Source organism: Brucella pseudogrignonensis, from assembly GCF_031454375.1.
Classification (GTDB): domain Bacteria; phylum Pseudomonadota; class Alphaproteobacteria; order Rhizobiales; family Rhizobiaceae; genus Brucella; species Brucella pseudogrignonensis_A.
The window spans coordinates 254,319-271,141 of record NZ_JAVDQT010000002.1; the positions used below are offsets into that span (position 1 = coordinate 254,319).

The window sequence follows — 16,823 nt, forward strand, 5'->3', positions numbered from 1 at the left end:
AAAGCCCCGGTTTCCCGGGGCTTTTTGGTATTAATCTTCGTCCGTTGCCATCTGCTTGAGCATGTCGCCTTTGCCACGGCTGCGCATTATCATCGGCACCACCACTGCGGCGATAGCCAAAGTAATGAGTGTGATCGATACCCACGAATTGACGAGCGTCATTGGATTGCCTTGACTGATCTGAAGCGCCTGTCGCAGGCTTTTTTCGGCCATTGGTCCAAGGATTAGTCCGACGACAACTGGAGCTATCGGATATGAGAAGCGGCGCAGCACATAGCCGAGCAAGCCGAAAGCTAACAGTAAGCCCAACTCGAACGATACTGGCAGACCAAATAGCATCGACGTTGATGCATTCGCTCCGATTGTTCCAAGCGTTGCGAACACCAGAATGCCTGCATAGAGCCAGTGGCGCGGGATCGTCAGCATCTTAACCCACAGCCCGATCAGAGGCAGGTTAAGAACCAGTAGCATCAGATTGGCAACGAGAAGACTGGCAACAAGCCCCCATACCAATGATGCATTGGTTACAAACAGCAATGGCCCGGGCTGCAAGCCGAACTGCTGAAAACCAGCCAGCATGATTGCGGCCGTTGCAGTGGTTGGAAGGCCGAGCGTGAGCAGCGGTACAAGCGTGCCCGCAGCTGATGCGTTGTTGGCGGCTTCCGGGCCTGCGACGCCTTCAATGGCACCTTTGCCGAACTCTTCAGGATGTTTGGAAAACTGCCGTTCTGCTGAATAGGAGAGGAAGCTCGAGACGTCTGCACCACCAGCAGGCATCGCTCCAATCGGAAAGCCGATAGCCGTGCCGCGCAGCCATGGCATCCACGAACGCTTCCAATCGTTTTTGGTCATCCAGACAGAGCCTTTGACAGCGATGACTTCATCGTCGGGGCTTAGCTTCTTCGACACAACCGCAAGCGTTTCACCGATTGCAAATAGTGCAACTGCAAGCGTGGTCACATTGATGCCGTCGAGCAGGTTCGGTGTTCCCATCACGAGACGCGCTTGTCCGGTCAGTTGATCAATACCGATTAGGCCAAGTGTCAGACCGATGAAAAGTGAAGTAAGGCCGCGCAATGTGGAATCGCCGAAAGCCGCAGATACGGTCATGAAGGCGAGGAGCATCAGCGCGAAATATTCGGAAGGCCCGAAGGAGAGGGCGAATTTTACCACCCAAGGGGCCACAAAGGCGAGGGCGAGCGTTGCAATCAGACCTGCAATAAACGAGCCGATGGCAGCGGTTGCGAGTGCTGGCCCGCCCCGCCCCGCCCGGGCCATTTTATTGCCCTCCAATGCCGTGACGATTGAAGCGCTTTCTCCGGGCGTATTGAGCAGGATCGAGGTGGTTGAGCCGCCATACATGCCGCCATAGTAAATACCGGCAAACATGATGAGCGAGCCAGCGGGGTCTAGCTTGTAGGTGACAGGTAAAAGCAGCGCTACAGTGAGCGCGGGGCCGATGCCCGGAAGTACACCGACGGCGGTGCCAAGCGTGACGCCAATTAGCGCATAGAGTAGATTGGCGGGTTCAAGCGCTACCAGAAGACCGCTTGCGAGAAGGCTGACTGTATCCATATACTTTCGCCTTAAACAAAGTGTTCAAGCCAGCCCGATGGTAGGGAAAGCTGAAGGCCGCGTGCAAAAATGAACCAGATTATGAATGCGAAGATGATGCCGACAGGTACGCTGAACCAGAATTTGCGATAACCAAATCCGCGAGCCGTTGCCGCAAAAAGCAATCCCGTCGCAATGGAAAAGCCAAGCGTTTTCATCGTCAGCATCTGGATAACCAGCCCGCCGACAATCCACGCCATGGGTGCGATCTCTTGGTGTTCACGGTCCGGAAACTCGCGTTTAAATGCGCTGATCACAGTCCAAATTGACAGAATGAATAGTCCGCTCGCTATGATGTAGGGAACTGTTTTCGGTCCGACGGGCGAGTATGAGAGAACATTATTGCCATAGGCGGTTGACCACGCGATGGCCACTGCAACCGCGCCTAGAATAAAAGCTATGACAAGAGCTGCGTAATCAGGCGCCGTTCCAGTGGAACGGCGCTCTCCCTCTTTTTCAGTTATGGTCATTTTACGAGGCCAATATCCTTGAGGATTGTTCCCGTTGCGGTGACGTCTTTCTTAAGCTGTTCCTTGAAATCGTCCCCCGCAAGATAGGTGTCTGCCCAGCCCTTATCTTTCAGTGCTTTCTGCCAGGATTCAGACTTCACCATCTTTTCAACGTCGGCATTGATGGCCGCTTCTTGCTCAGCGGTAATGTCTGGTGCTGCACCTACCATGCGCCAGTTCTGGATTGAAACATCAACGCCCCCCTCCTTGAAGGTTGGTGAATCTATGCCTTCAATACGCTCATCGCTGGAAATACCGATGATGCGCAGCGTGCCAGCCTTAATCTGTGGATCAAACTCGCCATAGCCGGAAATGCCGACAGTCACCTGATTGCCAAGGATTGCGGCGAGGGCTTCACCGCCCCCGGAAAATGCGATGTAGTTCACTTTTGTAGGATCAACACCAACTGCTTTTGCAAAAAGCCCGGCTGTTATGTGGTCCGTACCACCAGCCGAACCGCCGCCCCATGAGACCGAGCCGGGATCTGCTTTCAGCTTTGTGACCAAATCACCAAGGTTCTGAATGTCGGAAGATGCTGGGACAACGATGGCCTCATATTCGCCGGTCAGGCGCGCAATCGGCGTAATAGCATCGAGATTAACAGGGGAATTGTTGGTTAAGATCGCGCCAACCATAACATAGCCGCCCACAATAAGCTGGCTTGGATCACCCTTATTCTGATTAACGAACTGCGCAAGCCCAATCGTGCCACCCGCACCGGGAACATTGATAACCTGAACGCTGCCAGAAATTTTCTCGTCCTGCAACACGCTCTGCATGGTGCGTGCGGTCTGATCCCAGCCGCCACCCGGTGCTGCAGGTGCCAAAACCTTATAGTCTTCAGCAGATGCTGCACTGGCGATTGCAAGCGCTGCCACCGACGAAATGGCCAAAATCCATTTACGCATAAATCCTCCCAGAATGCACTTTGTGTGCATTGCGCTGCTATCTTGTCGATAGCCCTCCTCAAAAAACTTCACCTCTCCCAAGGTGAAGACTCCTAATTTGGAGGTTACAACAGGGATTTACAATACGCCAGCACGTGACTGTTTAAGAGCTGGTTCATTAGCATAAAGTCTAAGCAATTTTTTATCGATGATTTAGTGGTTTCAGTTGCTTGACCTTGCGGATACCAGAACGTAATAGAGTTACGACGGTTCCCCGACCGAGAGCGAAGGGGATTAATAGGGAACACGGTGAGGACGACCCAAAAGGGACCGAGACCGTGGCTGCCCCCGCAACTGTAAGCGGATTGCCGTTCATCCCTGTGACGCCCAAAGGCGTCATGCCACTGAGTTTAACTCGGGAAGGCAGATGAACAGCGAATATTCGTGAGCCAGGAGACCTGCCGTCTAACGTAGTCCATTGTCACGGGCGGGGATGCCCGGTGCAGGAGTTGGTTATGACAGCTTTTAACGTCGCAGGACGTTGCTTCCCTTTGTCATTCATATCCCCGGATATGTCCGGTCTCTATACGCGCCGGATCAAATCCGCCGTTTGATACGGCTTTTCTCACATCATTTCGGGGATTCAAATGAAACTTATCGGCAAGTTGCCGTTCGGCGCAATCATCGGCGCTGCAAGTCTTTTCGTAACTGGTTTTGCGGCTGAAGCAGCCGAAACGCAGTATCCGCTGACGTTGAAAAACTGCGCGCGCGACGTGACGTTTAAACATGCACCAGAACGTGCAGTTGCTGTTGGTCAGAGCAGCGCAGAAATTATGTATCTTCTGGGCCTCGGTGATAAAATGGTTGGTACGGCCTTGTGGGTCGGACCTGTTCTCAAGGGCTATGAAGAAGCCAATGCCAAGGTAAAGCGTCTCGCGGATAATGATCCGAGCTTTGAGAGCATTCTGGCGGAAAAGCCTGATCTCGTTGCCAATCAGTTCCAATGGCAGATTGGACCAGAGGGCGTTGTTGCGAAGGCCGAGCAGTTCGAAGAATTGGGTGTTCCAGTTTATACGTCTCCAGCCGATTGCATCGGAAAAGACAATTCGGATGGTGGTGATGGCGTGCGTCACGACGCTTTCACCATGGATCAGGTCTATCAGGAAATCGACGAACTAGCACAGATTTTCAATGTGCAGGACCGTGGCGCGAAGGTTGTTGCTGATCTCAAAGCACGTGAAGACGCAGCACGTAAGAAGATCGCCTCTGCGGATGGCAAACTGTCGGCTGTTGTCTGGTTCTCCAGTGCAGAGCTAGACATTGATCCTTATGTTGCGGGCAAGAACGGTGCTCCAGCCTATATTCTGAAAACACTTGGCATCAACAATATCATTGATAGTGAAGAAGAGTGGCCGACTGTTGGCTGGGAAACCATTGCCAAAGCCAATCCAACGATAATTGTTGCGGGCACTATGGATCGTCGCCGTTTCCCTGCTGATGATGTTGCAGTTAAGCGGGAATTCCTGAAGACTGATCCGGTTGCAAGCCTCATGCCTGCGGTGAAGGATGGCCATGTATTCGATATGGACGCACAGGCAATGAATCCGACCATCCGCACTATCGAAGGCATTGAAACACTGGCTGATGCCATCGCAGCTTCAGGCCTGAACAAGTGACAACGCGCTCAGCCACAGCCGGAATTCTGACTTCGAGAAGCTCAAGCAGCAGGCTGCTTTTTGGCATTCTGGCGCTTGTCTTGTTGCTCGGCGCGCTGTGGCTGGGCGCCGCCATCGGCGAAACGTCTATACCTCTCGACGTGGTGGCAAAGACTATTGCCAACCGCGTGTGGAATGCTGGTTATCCGATTGAGCCGATTGATGAAGGCATTATCTGGAGTTATCGCTTAAGCCGTGCGGTAGTCGCGGCTTGTTGCGGTGCGGCTCTTGCAATATCGGGTGTCGTTCTGCAATCCCTGCTGCGGAACTCTCTGGCTGATCCTTATATTCTAGGTATCTCCGCCGGGGCATCGACAGGTGCCGTCGCGGTTGCAATCCTCGGTATAGGTGCTGGTATACTTTCGCTCTCGGTGGGCGCTTTCATTGGTGCGATCATTGCATTCTCGCTTGTTTCACTGCTGGCACTTCGCGCAGGGCGGGGAAACAGCGCAATCATCCTCGCGGGCATTGCAGGCTCGCAGCTTTTCAACGCGCTCACCTCATTCATTGTCACCAAAGCCGCAAATGCGGAACAGGCACGCGGCATCATGTTCTGGCTGCTGGGCAATCTTTCAGGTGTGCGCTGGCCTGATGTCACGCTTGCGCTACCAGCTTGCATCGTGGGTCTTGCTATTTGCCTGTGGCATGCGCGCGCCCTTGATGCATTCACGTTTGGCTCGGAGTCGGCTGCATCGCTTGGCATTCCTGTGCGCCGCGTCTATGCCGTTTTGATTGGCGTCAGTGCCATGATGACGGCAGTTATGGTTTCCATTGTGGGCTCGATTGGCTTTATCGGGCTGGTCATACCTCATGCAGCAAGGATGGTCGTTGGCGTCCGTCATGGGCGATTATTGCCTGCTTCAGCACTCATAGGCGCAATTTTCATGATTGTTGCCGATATTCTCTCTCGCATCATCATTCCGGGGCAGGTTCTGCCTATTGGGGTTATAACGGCTCTGTTCGGTGCGCCCGCTTTTGCATTTCTTCTTGGGCAGAGAAGGGCACAGTCATGATGCTTTTAACGCATAATGTTTGTTGGTCAGCAGGCGGTGTCGAAATCCTGCGCGACGTATCGCTTGATGTGAAAGAAGGCGAATTTCTTGGCATTATTGGGCCAAATGGGTCGGGCAAGACCAGCTTTCTGTCACTTCTTTCTGGAGTTCGTCGCAGCCGTTCTGGCGAGGTGAAGCTGGGCGGAATGCCCATCCATAAACTCAATCGCCGGGAGATTGCACGCAAGCTCGCATTGGTTGAACAGCAGGCTGGTACGACTGATCGCATAACAGCACGGCAAGCAGTCGAGCTTGGACGTACTCCTTATCTCGGCGCACTTTCTCCATGGTCCTCCGAAGACGACGTGATCGTGGATCGTGCGCTTGCCAATGTTGATATGACGCATCTCGCAGATCGTTACTGGCATACGCTTTCAGGTGGTGAGAGGCAGCGTGTGCACATTGCACGCGCGCTGGCACAAGAGCCGCAAATCTTGCTTCTGGACGAACCAACAAACCATCTCGATATTGGCCATCAAATTGGCCTGCTTGATCTTGTCAGCCGACAGAAGCTGACAGTGGTTGCGGCACTCCATGATTTGAACCATGCGGCGATGTTTTGTGATCGTATAGCCGTCATGGATAAAGGGCGGCTCGTTGCTTTAGGAACTCCGCGTGACGTGCTTCGGGCCGAATGCATCCGCAAGGTATTCGGTGTTGAGGTTGAGGTGGAATATGAGGGGGTGGATCGCTGCCATATTCGTTATCGCGCACCGAGCCATCCGAAGCTTGAACTTAAACAATCCGCATAAACATGATTGGCATGACAATGAGCAAACGACTTTTTCTGGCCGCCGCGTTGATGGTTGCTTCTGCATTTCCAGCTTTGGCTGAAACGTTTGAAGTCAAGATGATGAACCGTGGTGAAAAAGGTTCAATGGTTTTCGAACCGGACTTCTTGAAGTTAGCGCCGGGCGATAAAGTGAAATTCATTGCGACCCATAAGAGCCATAATGCAGCGACGGTTGATGGGATGGTTCCAGAGGGAAATCCGGGCTTTAAGGGCAAGATCAACGAAGAGATCGAAGTGACTTTCGATCAGGCGGGTTTTTACGGCATCAAGTGCTCGCCGCATTACGGCATGGGTATGGTGATGTTGATTAAGGTTGGCGAAGCCGAGCTTCCGCAAAGTTATCGTGAGGTGAAGTTTCCAGCGCGCGCAAAGACGCGTTTTGAAGAGTTGTTCGCCGCATCATCTAATTGATTGTATAGTTAAATGCTAAATTAAGTTATTTTAATTTAGCATTTAAACCTAATTATTTGAATTATGATATTCACGTGAATGTTAGGGGTGTATTGTTGACACTCTGTTTACATTTTGTTGACGTTTCTGCTATTGGTGCGACGTCATATTGTTAAGCCGTCCATTTTAAATTGTCTTTTTTGACTTTCAAAAAATGAATGCGTCGATTATTTTAGCTCATCTTACTCTTGTATCTAAATAATCGCTGCTTTCTCTATGATAGATGCAGCAGCTTTGCGGTATCTCTTTTATGACCTGAATGTTAGGATAAGCTCAGTCTGAAGAGGGCAGAAACAAATTCAAGAGCTTTCATAGTCATTTTTAATAAGATTATATTTATATTTATAAAGAGCGGCGGCATCTTTTTTGGATGTCGTCGTTATTTTATTTCAAACCTCTACGTCACAATCCGTATGGTTGTGACGATGAAGTGAATATCGAATTTTAGTTCAGCTTATTTCATTGCCGAATTGAGGCGGGATTGTTTTAGCTCAAGGCCAAGTTCTTTTGCACGAGCGATGATGGGTGCAAAGCGGCGCTGCTTTTTTTCCGTGTGGTTTGAGGCAATGTCCGCAATGCGGTGCTTGAGGAATGGGTTGAGGAAGCGCTCGCGAACGGTAACAACATAGGCTTCCGCCTGTTCGCCGAGGCCATCAGCGGCAAAAACCGGCAGAACTTCTTCACGCCAAAGTGCTTCAAGTTCATTGCGGATCGTTTGGTCGTTCATTGCTTCCAGCACAATTTCATCCTTCGGATGATTACCGTTCAGCCATTGCTCGGCAATGAAAGTGTGACCGAGATTAAGCAGGTAGAGCTTCAGGCGCTCATAAAGCGCAAGATTGTCCGTCACGACGATGTCAGGATGCGTGCAGGGAAGCGTTAGCCCGTCTGTCTGTTCAATGGCCCATATCGCATAGGGTTCGGCAATTGCACCGACCGGATCGATCGGTTCTGATACGATGCGGTCAACGAGGCTGTTGGCAAAAACACAATTGCTTTCGATCCATTGCGTGAAAGCTTTCGGCAGGCTCCAGCTTTCTGCGAGACCAAGCACAATCGAGCGCAGCTTGTCGCCATTGCGCGAGATCAGCTCGCACGGGAAAATCGACAGCGGCGCATCTGGATTGATCTGCCAGCGATGATGCAGCAGCACGAGCAACTTTGCGGGAAAGCTTTTAGGCAGGCGGTCGATTTCGCTCAGCAGGGAAACATCGTCAGCAGCATCCAGCTCAAAACCTTTGTCGCCAGTATTGGACAGGATAACCTGAACCTTTGCACCCAGGTCGCGTATGGCTTGCCAGTCGGTGTGAGCAGAATAGGCGGCACTTACGCTTTTTGCCTGATGTTTTTCATCAACGGGCTTGCCGTTATGCAATCCGCGAATGATGACCGGATAGCCTTCGCCGCTGTTAAGCGCCTCAATGCGACGTGCGCTTTCAGGATTGGCGGTTGTTTGGACGATTGCGACCGTTCCGATGGCGTCCCCTTTGGTCAGCGCTTCAGAAATGAAGAAATCCACGTGTCCGAGCAGAAAACGGCTCGTTCCAAATTGTAGAATCGATGGCTGCGCGGTCATGTATTCCTCCCTTAGTTCACTAAAATAGCTACGCCAGCAGGTGAAATTGGTCAAGCCACTGTTTAAAACCCATCTAAAAAGTGGTGCGACAAAACTGACATAATTGCCGATATTCAGTAATTACAACGAGATAGCTAATATTGCACTTTTTGCATCTTCAAAATATGGTAAGGCCAATTTGGGAGAGAGCATGAGCGAGCATATTGGCTCCGTGGAACCGCGGAGGCTTTACCAACAGATTGCCGACCGGGTCAGACTGCTGATCCGCGAAGGCCATTTTCCGGCTGGAAGCAGACTTCCTGCCGAGCGCGAACTTGCGCATCAGCTGGGCGTGTCGCGCCCTTCCTTGCGTGAAGCACTGATCGCGCTTGAAATTGCAGGCAATGTCGAAATCCGCATGGGTTCTGGCATCTATGTCGCAGCTGAGGAAACACGGCTCCCAGCACAAGGCGGTTCGATTGGCGAAAGCCCGCTCGAAATCATGCAGGCGCGCTCGCTGATCGAAGGCAGTGCCGTCATCATGGCTTGCAGTCAGATCAACACGGAAGCGCTGGAACGCCTGCGCGGCAATCTTGATGCGATGCGGCTACAGATTGAAGTGGAACGCAAGCCGATTGAACTGGATCGCCAGTTTCATCTGATCATTGCCGAACAATCGGGCAATTCGGTTGTTGCCCGCATCGTTCGTGATCTGTTTGACGAGCGGCATAGCCCGCTGACCGCGCAAATGCGTACCCGATATGAGAACGCCGAAACATGGAAATATGCTTTGGCAGAGCATGAGAAGATTTATGCTGCACTGGAGGCGAGGGATCCGCTTCTGGCGCAGGCAGCGATGCGAACGCATCTGGATACATCAAAGCAGCGATGGATGGAGAACGAGCCTCGGGATTAGGCTCGAACATTTGCTGTAGTGGTTTTGGGAGTGAGGTCAGAAAAATGAACGACAAGGCTGTCTCGGCTGTGACGCCGGTAATCCTTTTGCATCCGTCCGACGATGTGGCGGTTGCGCGTATTTCGGTTCGCGCAGGCGACCCGATCGGACTGGGTGACGTTATCGCGCGCGATCTGATCGGGCGCGGTCACAAGGTAGCTTTGCGCGATATCGCGGCCGGTAAAGAAGTCCATAAATATGGACAGGTGATCGGTGTTGCCATTCAGGATATTGCGGTGGGTGAGCATGTGCATCTGCACAATCTCGCAATGCTGCCATCTGAGCATGAACATCAGTTTTCGGTCGATATTGAAGAACGCGGTATGCTGCCGGAAGCGGAGCGCCGCCAGTTCATGGGTTATGATCGCGGTTTCGGTGGCGTCGGTACGCGCAACTATATCGGCGTTATTTCATCGGTAAATTGCTCTGCTACCGTGTCTCGCTACATTGCGGATTACTTCAACCGCATGGGTGGTCTGGATGGTTTTGAAAACGTCGATGGCGTGGTGGCACTCACGCATGGCAGCGGCTGTGCGCTGAACACCAAGTCGGAAGGCTATCGTCTGCTGACCCGTACCATTCAGGGTTATGCCAAGCACCCGAATTTCGGTGGCATTCTTTTGATTGGTCTTGGCTGCGAAACCAACCAGATCGCGCCGATCATGGAACATTATCGCATGGAAGAGGGTACACGCCTGCGCACCATGACGATCCAGCAGCATGGCGGCACCCGCAAGACAATCGATCATGCGATTGCAGAGATCAAAGAAATGCTGCCGCTGGTGAATTCCGCCAAGCGCACGCCGCAGCCTTTGTCGAAGCTCAAGGTGGCACTCGAATGCGGTGGTTCTGACGGCTATTCCGGTATTTCAGCAAACCCGGCTCTGGGCTATGCATCTGATCTGATCGTGCGCAATGGCGGCACGACCGTTCTTTCGGAAACACCGGAAATCTATGGCGCGGAACACCTTCTGACACGCCGCGCAATCACGCCTGCGGTCGCGGAAAAGCTGCTTCAGCGCATCGACTGGTGGCGCGATTATACGGCTCGCAACGGCGACGAGCTGAACAACAATCCATCGCATGGAAACAAGCTCGGCGGCCTGACCACTATTCTTGAAAAGTCGCTGGGTGCTGTTGCCAAGGGCGGCTCCATGCCGCTCAAGGCTGTCTATGAATTTGCTGAAACTGTTACCGAACAGGGTTTCACTTTCATGGATACGCCGGGCTACGACCCGGTTGCTGTGACTGGACAGGTGGCGGGCGGTTGTAACGTGATCTGCTTTACCACAGGACGCGGATCGGTTTCGGGCTTCAAGCCTGCGCCCTGCATCAAGATCGCGACCAATTCCGAAATGTACGAACACATGAAGGAAGATATGGACTTCAATTGCGGTGGCATCGTCACCGGCGATGAAACCATTGAAGAGTCCGGCACGCGCATTTTCGAGCACATCATCGCGGTGGCTTCCGGTGAGCAGACGCTGAGTGAAATCTATGACTATGGCGATAACGAATTCGTACCGTGGCAGGTCGGCGCCGTAACCTGATCTGCCTCATACAATAAAAATGACAGGAATATTCTGATGGTCAAAGCTCTGCGTATAGAGAGCGAGAACGTTACTCGTTTTGCTGAAATTACGGAAGCGCCACTGTTGCCTGGCCATGTCCGGGTGAGCGTCAAACATGTGGGGCTTTGCGGCAGCGATCTGAATACGTTCAAGGGGCTTAACCCGCTGGTAGAACTGCCACGCATTCCCGGTCATGAAATCGGCGGCGAAATCGTCGAAGCGGGGGAGGGCGTGAGTGCGGCCTATGCCAAGGGCAAACGCGTTATCGTGCTGCCTTACACCAATTGCGGCCAGTGTTCGTCTTGTCGCAAAGGGCGGCTGAACGCCTGTCGCTACAACAAAACGCTCGGCGTGCAACAGAATGGCGGACTGGCAGAACAGATCGTGCTGCCAGCCGAAAAACTGATCCTGAATGATACGCTTGCACCACGTCATCTCGCATTGGTCGAGCCGCTTTCGGTTGGTTTCCATGCGGTCGAACGTGGCCGCGTTCAGGCTGGTGATACGGTCGCGGTGCTTGGCTGTGGCATGATCGGTATGGGTGTGCTGATTGGTGCGGTTGCGCGTGGTGCCAAGGTTATCGCCATTGATCCGAGTGCTGAAAAGCGTGAACTGGCGCTGAAGTTTGGCGCTACGCACGCGCTGCCGGGTGGTGAAGGCGTGGTAGCATCCGTGCTGGAACTCACCAATGACGACGGTGTTGATATCGCATTTGAAGCCGTCGGTCTGCCGATCACTTTCACGCAGGCAGTTGACCTCGCAGGTTTTGCTGGTCGTGTGGTCTATGTCGGCTATTCCAAGTCGCCAGTGACCTATCAGACCCAGTTCTTCAATCTCAAAGAACTCGACATCATGGGGTCGCGCAATGCGACGCTCACCGATTTTGAGGCTGTCATCGCGCATCTCGAAAAGCTCGGAAGCGATGCAGACCTGCTTATCTCTAAAGTGTTTCCTTTTGAGGAAGCAGAACAGGCGCTGCCTTATTGGGATGGTGATCGCAACGTTCTGAAAATCATCATTGAACGCAACTGAATCGAAGCAAATGCGCTGCGTCAGGAAGGATGACGCAGTGCGCTAGTGGAGGAAGCCGGCCTCGTGGCCATTGTTTGAAGACCCCAAAAGGGAGGAATATCATGAAAAAACTCGTTACCGGCATGATCGCCGCTGGCATGTTGCTGGCAGGGAGCATGGCAGCCTATGCTGCCAATGTGTCGATCAAAGTTGCTTACGAAAACAACCCGGGCGAGCCTTTTGATGAGGTGATGCATTACTGGAAAGATGATCTTGCCAAACGCAGCAATGGCGAAATCACGCTGGAGCTTTATCCAAGCTCGCAGCTCGGCTCCAAGAAGGATGTGACCGAGCAGGCCATGATGGGCCTCAATGTCGTGACGATTTCCGACGTTGGCTTTCTGGCCGAATATGACCCGGACCTTGGCGTGCTTTATGGCCCATTCCTGACTGATGATCCGGCACAGCTTTTCAAAGTTTATGACGGCGATTGGTTCAAAGGAAAGAGCGAAGAGCTGAAGAAGAAGGGCATTCACATCGTAATGCCAAACTACCTCTACGGTATTCGCCAGATCATTTCCAAGAAGCCGATCCGCACGCCGGAAGACCTTAAGGGCATGAAGATCCGCGTGCCGAACAACGTCATGCAGATCAAAACCTTTGAAGCCATGGGCGCAACACCGACCCCAATGCCGCTGGGCGAAACCTTCCCGGCGCTTGCGCAGGGCGTGATCGATGGTGTCGAAAATCCAATTTCGGTTCTTTATGGCCAGAAGTTCCAGGAGGAAGCCAAGTATCTGAGCAAAGTCGGTTATCTGACCAATGTGGCTCTGATCGTCGGTGGTGAGGCCTTCTTCTCGACGCTGCCGGAAGAGCAACTCAAGATGATCCATGAGTCCGCATATGATGCCGGTCTCTACAGCCAGAAGCTGACGATCGAAAAAGACAACGAGATGATCGAGAAGATGAAAGAAGCTGGCGTCGAGGTGATCGAAGTCGACCGCGCTCCTTTCAAAGCAATGGCCGAGAAAGTCTACTCGCAGTTCCCGGAATGGTCTGACGGTCTTTATGACCAGATCAAAGCTGAGCTGAATTAATCCCCGTTTATTCGGATATTGCCATGCTGCAAATTGGGTCGTGACCCTCGCTGCGGCATGGCATGGTCATGGAATTTAATCCGATGAAATATTTTGAAAAACTGATCGACTGGCTGGCCGCAGCGCCGCTGTTCGTGCTGCTGGCGATGTTCAATGCAGCTGTTGTGATGCGCTACTGGATGCATCAGCCACTGCAATGGACTGAAGAAATGGCCGGTCTGTTGATGATCTGGATTGTCATGCTGGGCAGTGTCGCGGCTGAGCGTACCAACCAGCACCTCGCAATCCCGATGCTGGTGGACATGTTCTCGGACAAGGTCCGCGACATCGTCAATGCGATCATCGGAATCTTCTCCGGCCTGTTTCTGCTCTATGTGTCCTATGCCGGTTACAAGCTGTCGGTTGCGGCACAGTTCAAAGTGACTGATGTACTGCGTGTTTCCTATTTCTGGATCGATATCGCTGTTCCGGTTGGCTTCGTGATTATCGCTCTTTACATGTTCGCTGGCGCTTTCAAAACCTTGCGCGCCGCCTTTGCGGGAGGCAAGGCATGACCCTTACGACTATCGTTCTAATCATGTTGGCGTTTATCGCGCTCAACATGCGCCTTTATGTGGCCATTCTGATTGCGGTCTTCACTTATTTTATCTTCTTCAACCAGATGCCGATTGCAATCGCTGTGCAGCGCTTCATCAGTCCGGCACAGAACACGTCACTTTTGGCGATCCCGTTCTTCATCATGCTTGGAACGGTAATGGCGCATACCGGCATCGCCGAGCGTCTGATCAAAGTTGCGGATATTTTGGTTGGCCGTATGCGCGGTGGTATGGCACTGACCAACATCATGGTCTCGACCCTGATGGGTGGTGTGAGTGCGTCGAACCTCGCAGACAGCGCGATGCTTACCCGTATGATGGTGCCGGAAATGGTCCGTCGCGGTTATGACAAGGCATTTTCTTGTGCGGTTACGGCGGCGGGCTCTTTGATTACGCCGATTATTCCTCCGGGTATTGCACTCATCATCTATGGTCTGATTGCCGACGTATCCATCGGTAAGATGTTCATGGCTGGTGTTATTCCCGGCCTGCTTGGTGCCGTTATTCTTATGGTTGCGGCCTATATTACATCGGTCAAGCGTGGCTATAAGCCAAGCCGTCAACACAAAATGTCCGGCTCTGAAGTTATGTCCACACTGGCTTCGGCATGGCCAGCCGTATTTCTGCTGTTCGCCATTCTCGGCGGCATCCGCATGAACATCTTCACGCCGACGGAAGCCGGTGCAGTTGCGGTTACGCTGGTCCTGATCATTGGCTTCGTGATCTACCGTGAAATGCGCGTCTCGCATGTGGTGGATTCGCTTGTCGAAACTGCCAAGTCGACAGCCTCAGTAATGCTCGTGATTATGGCGTCTTCTGCACTCGCATGGGTATTCTCGCTCGAACAGGCTGGTCAGTCGCTGATGCAACTGATTTCTTCTTTCACGAGCAATCCTTATGCGTTCCTGCTTGCGGTCAACGTCATCCTGCTGTTGCTTGGCGCATTGATTGAAGGCACGGCACTGATGATCGTTCTGGTGCCATTGTTGATGCCGACTGTTAAGGCTCTTGGCATCGATCCGGTGCATTTTGGTATCGTCGTCATTGTCAATCTGTCGATTGGAACGCTGACGCCGCCAGTCGGCACGGTGATGCTGATGGTCTGTAATATTGCCAAGGTCAGAGTGGGTGATTTCACTCGTCAGGCATTCAGTATGTATTTGGCGCTGTTCTTACTACTCGCGCTTGTCACTTACGTACCGTTTATCTCGACGTTTCTGGCAAATTGAATAAAAAGCAAAGCGCGGGAAATTCCCGCGCTTTTTTATTTCACTGCCCCCAGAGCCAAGCCCTTTATAAGATAACGTTGCAGCCACACAAACAGTATGGCGACGGGTAGGGTGGCGACCAGTGTTGCGGCCATCACATAGTGCCATTCGACGGTGTATCGTCCCGCTACCAGAGAGAAAACCTGAATAGGTAATGTGTAGCTCGCCTGACTACGCAGCATGGTGAGCGCCACAACAAACTCATTCCATGCATTGATGAAGGTGAAAATGGTCGTCACAGCAATTGCTGGAAGGCAAAGTGGCAGGAATACCTTGACCAGCGTTTTGAATCGACCAGCACCTTCCATCCACGAGGCTTCTTCGAGGTCTTTCGGTATAGTATCGAAATAGCTTTGTAGCATCCACACGGTAAAGGCGACGTTGAACGCCATATAGACGGCACCCACCGCCGTAACACTTTCAATCAAACCATAGGCTGCAAGCAGTCGAAATAGACCAAGCACCAGAACGATTGGCGAGATCATCTGCGAAATTAGCAAGAACTGTCGGAATGCTCCGTCACCTGCAAAGCGAAAGCGAGACATGGCGTAAGCGGCTGGGATCGAGAATGCAATTGCGCCGACTGAGGCGATTACCGATACATAGACGGAATTTAGAAGTGCTGTGCCAAAGCCCGTACGCACCCACATTTCCGAGAAATTTTGCCAATGAAACTCGCTCGGCCACCATGTCGGTGACAATACTTCCTGGGGTGGCTTCACAGCGGTAAGAAACATGACTGCGAAGGGAAACAGCGTTAGCACAACCAGCGGTGTGAGGGCGGTCCATGCTAGGATTGTGCGTTTTATCTTGGGCTTATTCATGCCGGTTCCTTCCGCATGGCAAGGCGAATATAAATCGCTGTAAACACAAGCAGAATGGCGAGCATGATTAGTGATACGGCAGACGCTTCGCCGAGTTTCCCGAGACGGAATGCCAGCTTATAAAGATGCGTGACGAGAATATCGGTTGAGTTGGCCGGGCCGCCCTGTGTCATCACCCAGATAATGGGGAAAGAATTGAACACGTAAATCGTGTTCAAAACGATAGCGATATTTACGAAAGGTTTGAGTAGCGGGAAGGTGATTTCACGAAATTGCTGCCATGGGCTGGCACCTTCAAGTGATGATGCTTCGTACAGATCATCGGGAATGGACGATAACCCGCCTAGAAAAATAGTGGTTGTAAAGGGCACAGTTACAAGAATGCCCACCAATATTTGCATGGGAAATGCAGTTGCCGCGCTCGCAAGCCACTGAATGTTGCTGTCGATCAATCCAAGATTGCGTAGTGCAGAATTGAGCATTCCGCTTTCGCCATTCAGCGCCCAGCGCCAGACAATTGCGGTCATTGTGAGTGAAACCGCCCATGGCAGCATGATGATGACACGCGCTACGGATCGACCGTAAAAATCCATATTGAGAATAATTGCGACCGGAACTGAAACAAGCAAAGCGCCGCCAACAACGGCAATCGTCCAAAAAGCCGTGCGCCATATTGCGTTGATAAAATCTGGTGATGCAAACAGTGCTGAAAAATTGTCTACGCCGTTATAGTCGCGCAATTGTCCGAAGCGGTTCACGTCATGTGTAGCAATCTCTATGAGGTTCACAACCGGCCAGAAAATCACAACCGCCGCCAGAAGCAGGCTTGGCAGTATCAGGAAATAGGGCAGTGTGCGATTTTGCATCAGCCATAAACCCCTCGCATCTGTTGAATGAAGAAGGCCCGGCAGCGCGCTTTCACACTG

Annotated in this window: 16 protein-coding genes and 1 riboswitch; of the genes, 10 read left to right on the forward strand and 6 right to left on the reverse strand. The window is 52.3% G+C overall.

Annotated elements, in window-relative coordinates:
• Window positions 1-30 precede the first annotated feature (30 nt).
• The 3 genes from J2782_RS09075 to J2782_RS09085 are packed head-to-tail and all read right to left on the reverse strand — an operon-like array spanning window position 31 to window position 3,031.
• Window positions 31-1,575: a tripartite tricarboxylate transporter permease gene (locus J2782_RS09075; RefSeq protein WP_310011652.1), complete on the reverse strand. Its 1,545-nt coding sequence runs from the start codon at window positions 1,573-1,575 to the stop codon at window positions 31-33.
• Between the two features lie 11 nt (window positions 1,576-1,586).
• Complete coding sequence (locus tag J2782_RS09080) at window positions 1,587-2,084, reverse strand: tripartite tricarboxylate transporter TctB family protein (RefSeq protein ID WP_310011654.1); 498 nt, start codon at window positions 2,082-2,084, stop codon at window positions 1,587-1,589.
• Window positions 2,081-3,031, reverse strand: coding sequence for a Bug family tripartite tricarboxylate transporter substrate binding protein (locus J2782_RS09085; RefSeq protein ID WP_310011655.1), 951 nt, complete (start codon window positions 3,029-3,031; stop codon window positions 2,081-2,083). Before J2782_RS09085 ends, J2782_RS09080 begins: the two co-directional genes overlap by 4 nt.
• Before the next feature lie 229 nt (window positions 3,032-3,260).
• A riboswitch (cobalamin riboswitch) is annotated at window positions 3,261-3,490 on the forward strand.
• A 167-nt stretch (window positions 3,491-3,657) separates the two neighbouring features.
• Between J2782_RS09085 and J2782_RS09090 the strand changes: the two genes are divergently transcribed.
• Genes J2782_RS09090 through J2782_RS09105 form a run of 4 tightly spaced genes read left to right on the forward strand, consistent with a single transcriptional unit; the run spans window position 3,658 to window position 6,981 of the window.
• Entirely contained in the window at window positions 3,658-4,686 is a 1,029-nt protein-coding gene (locus J2782_RS09090) for an ABC transporter substrate-binding protein (protein ID WP_310011656.1), read from the forward strand.
• A 23-nt stretch (window positions 4,687-4,709) separates the two neighbouring features.
• The gene (locus tag J2782_RS09095) at window positions 4,710-5,738 is read left to right on the forward strand and encodes a FecCD family ABC transporter permease (protein WP_404989623.1); all 1,029 of its coding nucleotides are present in this window, start codon (window positions 4,710-4,712) and stop codon (window positions 5,736-5,738) included.
• Complete coding sequence (locus J2782_RS09100) at window positions 5,735-6,529, forward strand: ABC transporter ATP-binding protein (RefSeq protein WP_310011657.1); 795 nt, start codon at window positions 5,735-5,737, stop codon at window positions 6,527-6,529. The genes J2782_RS09095 and J2782_RS09100 overlap by 4 nt, the downstream gene beginning before the upstream one ends.
• A gap of 17 nt (window positions 6,530-6,546) precedes the next feature.
• A complete protein-coding gene (locus J2782_RS09105) occupies window positions 6,547-6,981 on the forward strand; it encodes a pseudoazurin (RefSeq protein WP_310011659.1) in 435 nt (144 codons plus the stop codon).
• A gap of 493 nt (window positions 6,982-7,474) precedes the next feature.
• Here J2782_RS09105 and J2782_RS09110 read toward each other — a convergent pair whose 3' ends face one another.
• The gene (locus J2782_RS09110; RefSeq protein ID WP_310011661.1) at window positions 7,475-8,596 is read right to left on the reverse strand and encodes a mannitol dehydrogenase family protein; all 1,122 of its coding nucleotides are present in this window, start codon (window positions 8,594-8,596) and stop codon (window positions 7,475-7,477) included.
• A 190-nt stretch (window positions 8,597-8,786) separates the two neighbouring features.
• Between J2782_RS09110 and J2782_RS09115 the strand changes: the two genes are divergently transcribed.
• The 6 genes from J2782_RS09115 to J2782_RS09140 all read left to right on the forward strand — a co-directional run bounded on the left by J2782_RS09115 (window position 8,787) and on the right by J2782_RS09140 (window position 15,034).
• Complete coding sequence (locus tag J2782_RS09115) at window positions 8,787-9,491, forward strand: FadR/GntR family transcriptional regulator (protein WP_310011662.1); 705 nt, start codon at window positions 8,787-8,789, stop codon at window positions 9,489-9,491.
• Window positions 9,492-9,535: 44 nt separating this feature from the next.
• Complete coding sequence (locus tag J2782_RS09120) at window positions 9,536-11,080, forward strand: UxaA family hydrolase (RefSeq protein ID WP_112806826.1); 1,545 nt, start codon at window positions 9,536-9,538, stop codon at window positions 11,078-11,080.
• Window positions 11,081-11,116: 36 nt separating this feature from the next.
• On the forward strand, window positions 11,117-12,133 hold the full coding sequence (locus J2782_RS09125) for a zinc-binding alcohol dehydrogenase family protein (RefSeq protein ID WP_310011665.1): 1,017 nt from the start codon (window positions 11,117-11,119) through the stop codon (window positions 12,131-12,133).
• A 101-nt stretch (window positions 12,134-12,234) separates the two neighbouring features.
• Entirely contained in the window at window positions 12,235-13,209 is a 975-nt protein-coding gene (locus J2782_RS09130; protein WP_310011667.1) for a C4-dicarboxylate TRAP transporter substrate-binding protein, read from the forward strand.
• An 83-nt stretch (window positions 13,210-13,292) separates the two neighbouring features.
• Window positions 13,293-13,763 carry a TRAP transporter small permease gene (locus J2782_RS09135; protein WP_310011670.1) on the forward strand — a complete coding sequence of 157 codons (471 nt, stop codon included), beginning with the start codon at window positions 13,293-13,295 and terminating at the stop codon, window positions 13,761-13,763.
• On the forward strand, window positions 13,760-15,034 hold the full coding sequence (locus J2782_RS09140; protein WP_310011672.1) for a TRAP transporter large permease: 1,275 nt from the start codon (window positions 13,760-13,762) through the stop codon (window positions 15,032-15,034). Before J2782_RS09135 ends, J2782_RS09140 begins: the two co-directional genes overlap by 4 nt.
• 35 nt (window positions 15,035-15,069) lie before the next feature.
• Here the strand turns inward: J2782_RS09140 and J2782_RS09145 are convergent, their stop codons facing one another.
• On the reverse strand, window positions 15,070-15,897 hold the full coding sequence (locus J2782_RS09145) for a carbohydrate ABC transporter permease (RefSeq protein ID WP_310011674.1): 828 nt from the start codon (window positions 15,895-15,897) through the stop codon (window positions 15,070-15,072).
• A complete protein-coding gene (locus J2782_RS09150) occupies window positions 15,894-16,763 on the reverse strand; it encodes a carbohydrate ABC transporter permease (protein WP_310011677.1) in 870 nt (289 codons plus the stop codon). The genes J2782_RS09145 and J2782_RS09150 overlap by 4 nt, the downstream gene beginning before the upstream one ends.
• Window positions 16,764-16,823 lie beyond the last annotated feature (60 nt).

Bases quoted from the DNA above. Each gene is read 5' to 3' on its own strand.
- J2782_RS09080 (WP_310011654.1), bottom strand. From the start codon at position 2,084: ATGACCATAACTGAAAAAGAGGGAGAGCGCCGTTCCACTGGAACGGCG.
- J2782_RS09120 (WP_112806826.1), top strand. From the start codon at position 9,536: ATGAACGACAAGGCTGTCTCGGCTGTGACGCCGGTAATCCTTTTGCAT.
- J2782_RS09110 (WP_310011661.1), bottom strand. From the start codon at position 8,596: ATGACCGCGCAGCCATCGATTCTACAATTTGGAACGAGCCGTTTTCTG.
- J2782_RS09140 (WP_310011672.1), top strand. From the start codon at position 13,760: ATGACCCTTACGACTATCGTTCTAATCATGTTGGCGTTTATCGCGCTC.
- J2782_RS09135 (WP_310011670.1), top strand. From the start codon at position 13,293: ATGAAATATTTTGAAAAACTGATCGACTGGCTGGCCGCAGCGCCGCTG.
- J2782_RS09145 (WP_310011674.1), bottom strand. From the start codon at position 15,897: ATGAATAAGCCCAAGATAAAACGCACAATCCTAGCATGGACCGCCCTC.
- J2782_RS09150 (WP_310011677.1), bottom strand. From the start codon at position 16,763: ATGCAAAATCGCACACTGCCCTATTTCCTGATACTGCCAAGCCTGCTT.
- J2782_RS09125 (WP_310011665.1), top strand. From the start codon at position 11,117: ATGGTCAAAGCTCTGCGTATAGAGAGCGAGAACGTTACTCGTTTTGCT.
- J2782_RS09130 (WP_310011667.1), top strand. From the start codon at position 12,235: ATGAAAAAACTCGTTACCGGCATGATCGCCGCTGGCATGTTGCTGGCA.
- J2782_RS09115 (WP_310011662.1), top strand. From the start codon at position 8,787: ATGAGCGAGCATATTGGCTCCGTGGAACCGCGGAGGCTTTACCAACAG.
- J2782_RS09090 (WP_310011656.1), top strand. From the start codon at position 3,658: ATGAAACTTATCGGCAAGTTGCCGTTCGGCGCAATCATCGGCGCTGCA.
- J2782_RS09105 (WP_310011659.1), top strand. From the start codon at position 6,547: ATGAGCAAACGACTTTTTCTGGCCGCCGCGTTGATGGTTGCTTCTGCA.
- J2782_RS09075 (WP_310011652.1), bottom strand. From the start codon at position 1,575: ATGGATACAGTCAGCCTTCTCGCAAGCGGTCTTCTGGTAGCGCTTGAA.
- J2782_RS09100 (WP_310011657.1), top strand. From the start codon at position 5,735: ATGATGCTTTTAACGCATAATGTTTGTTGGTCAGCAGGCGGTGTCGAA.
- J2782_RS09085 (WP_310011655.1), bottom strand. From the start codon at position 3,031: ATGCGTAAATGGATTTTGGCCATTTCGTCGGTGGCAGCGCTTGCAATC.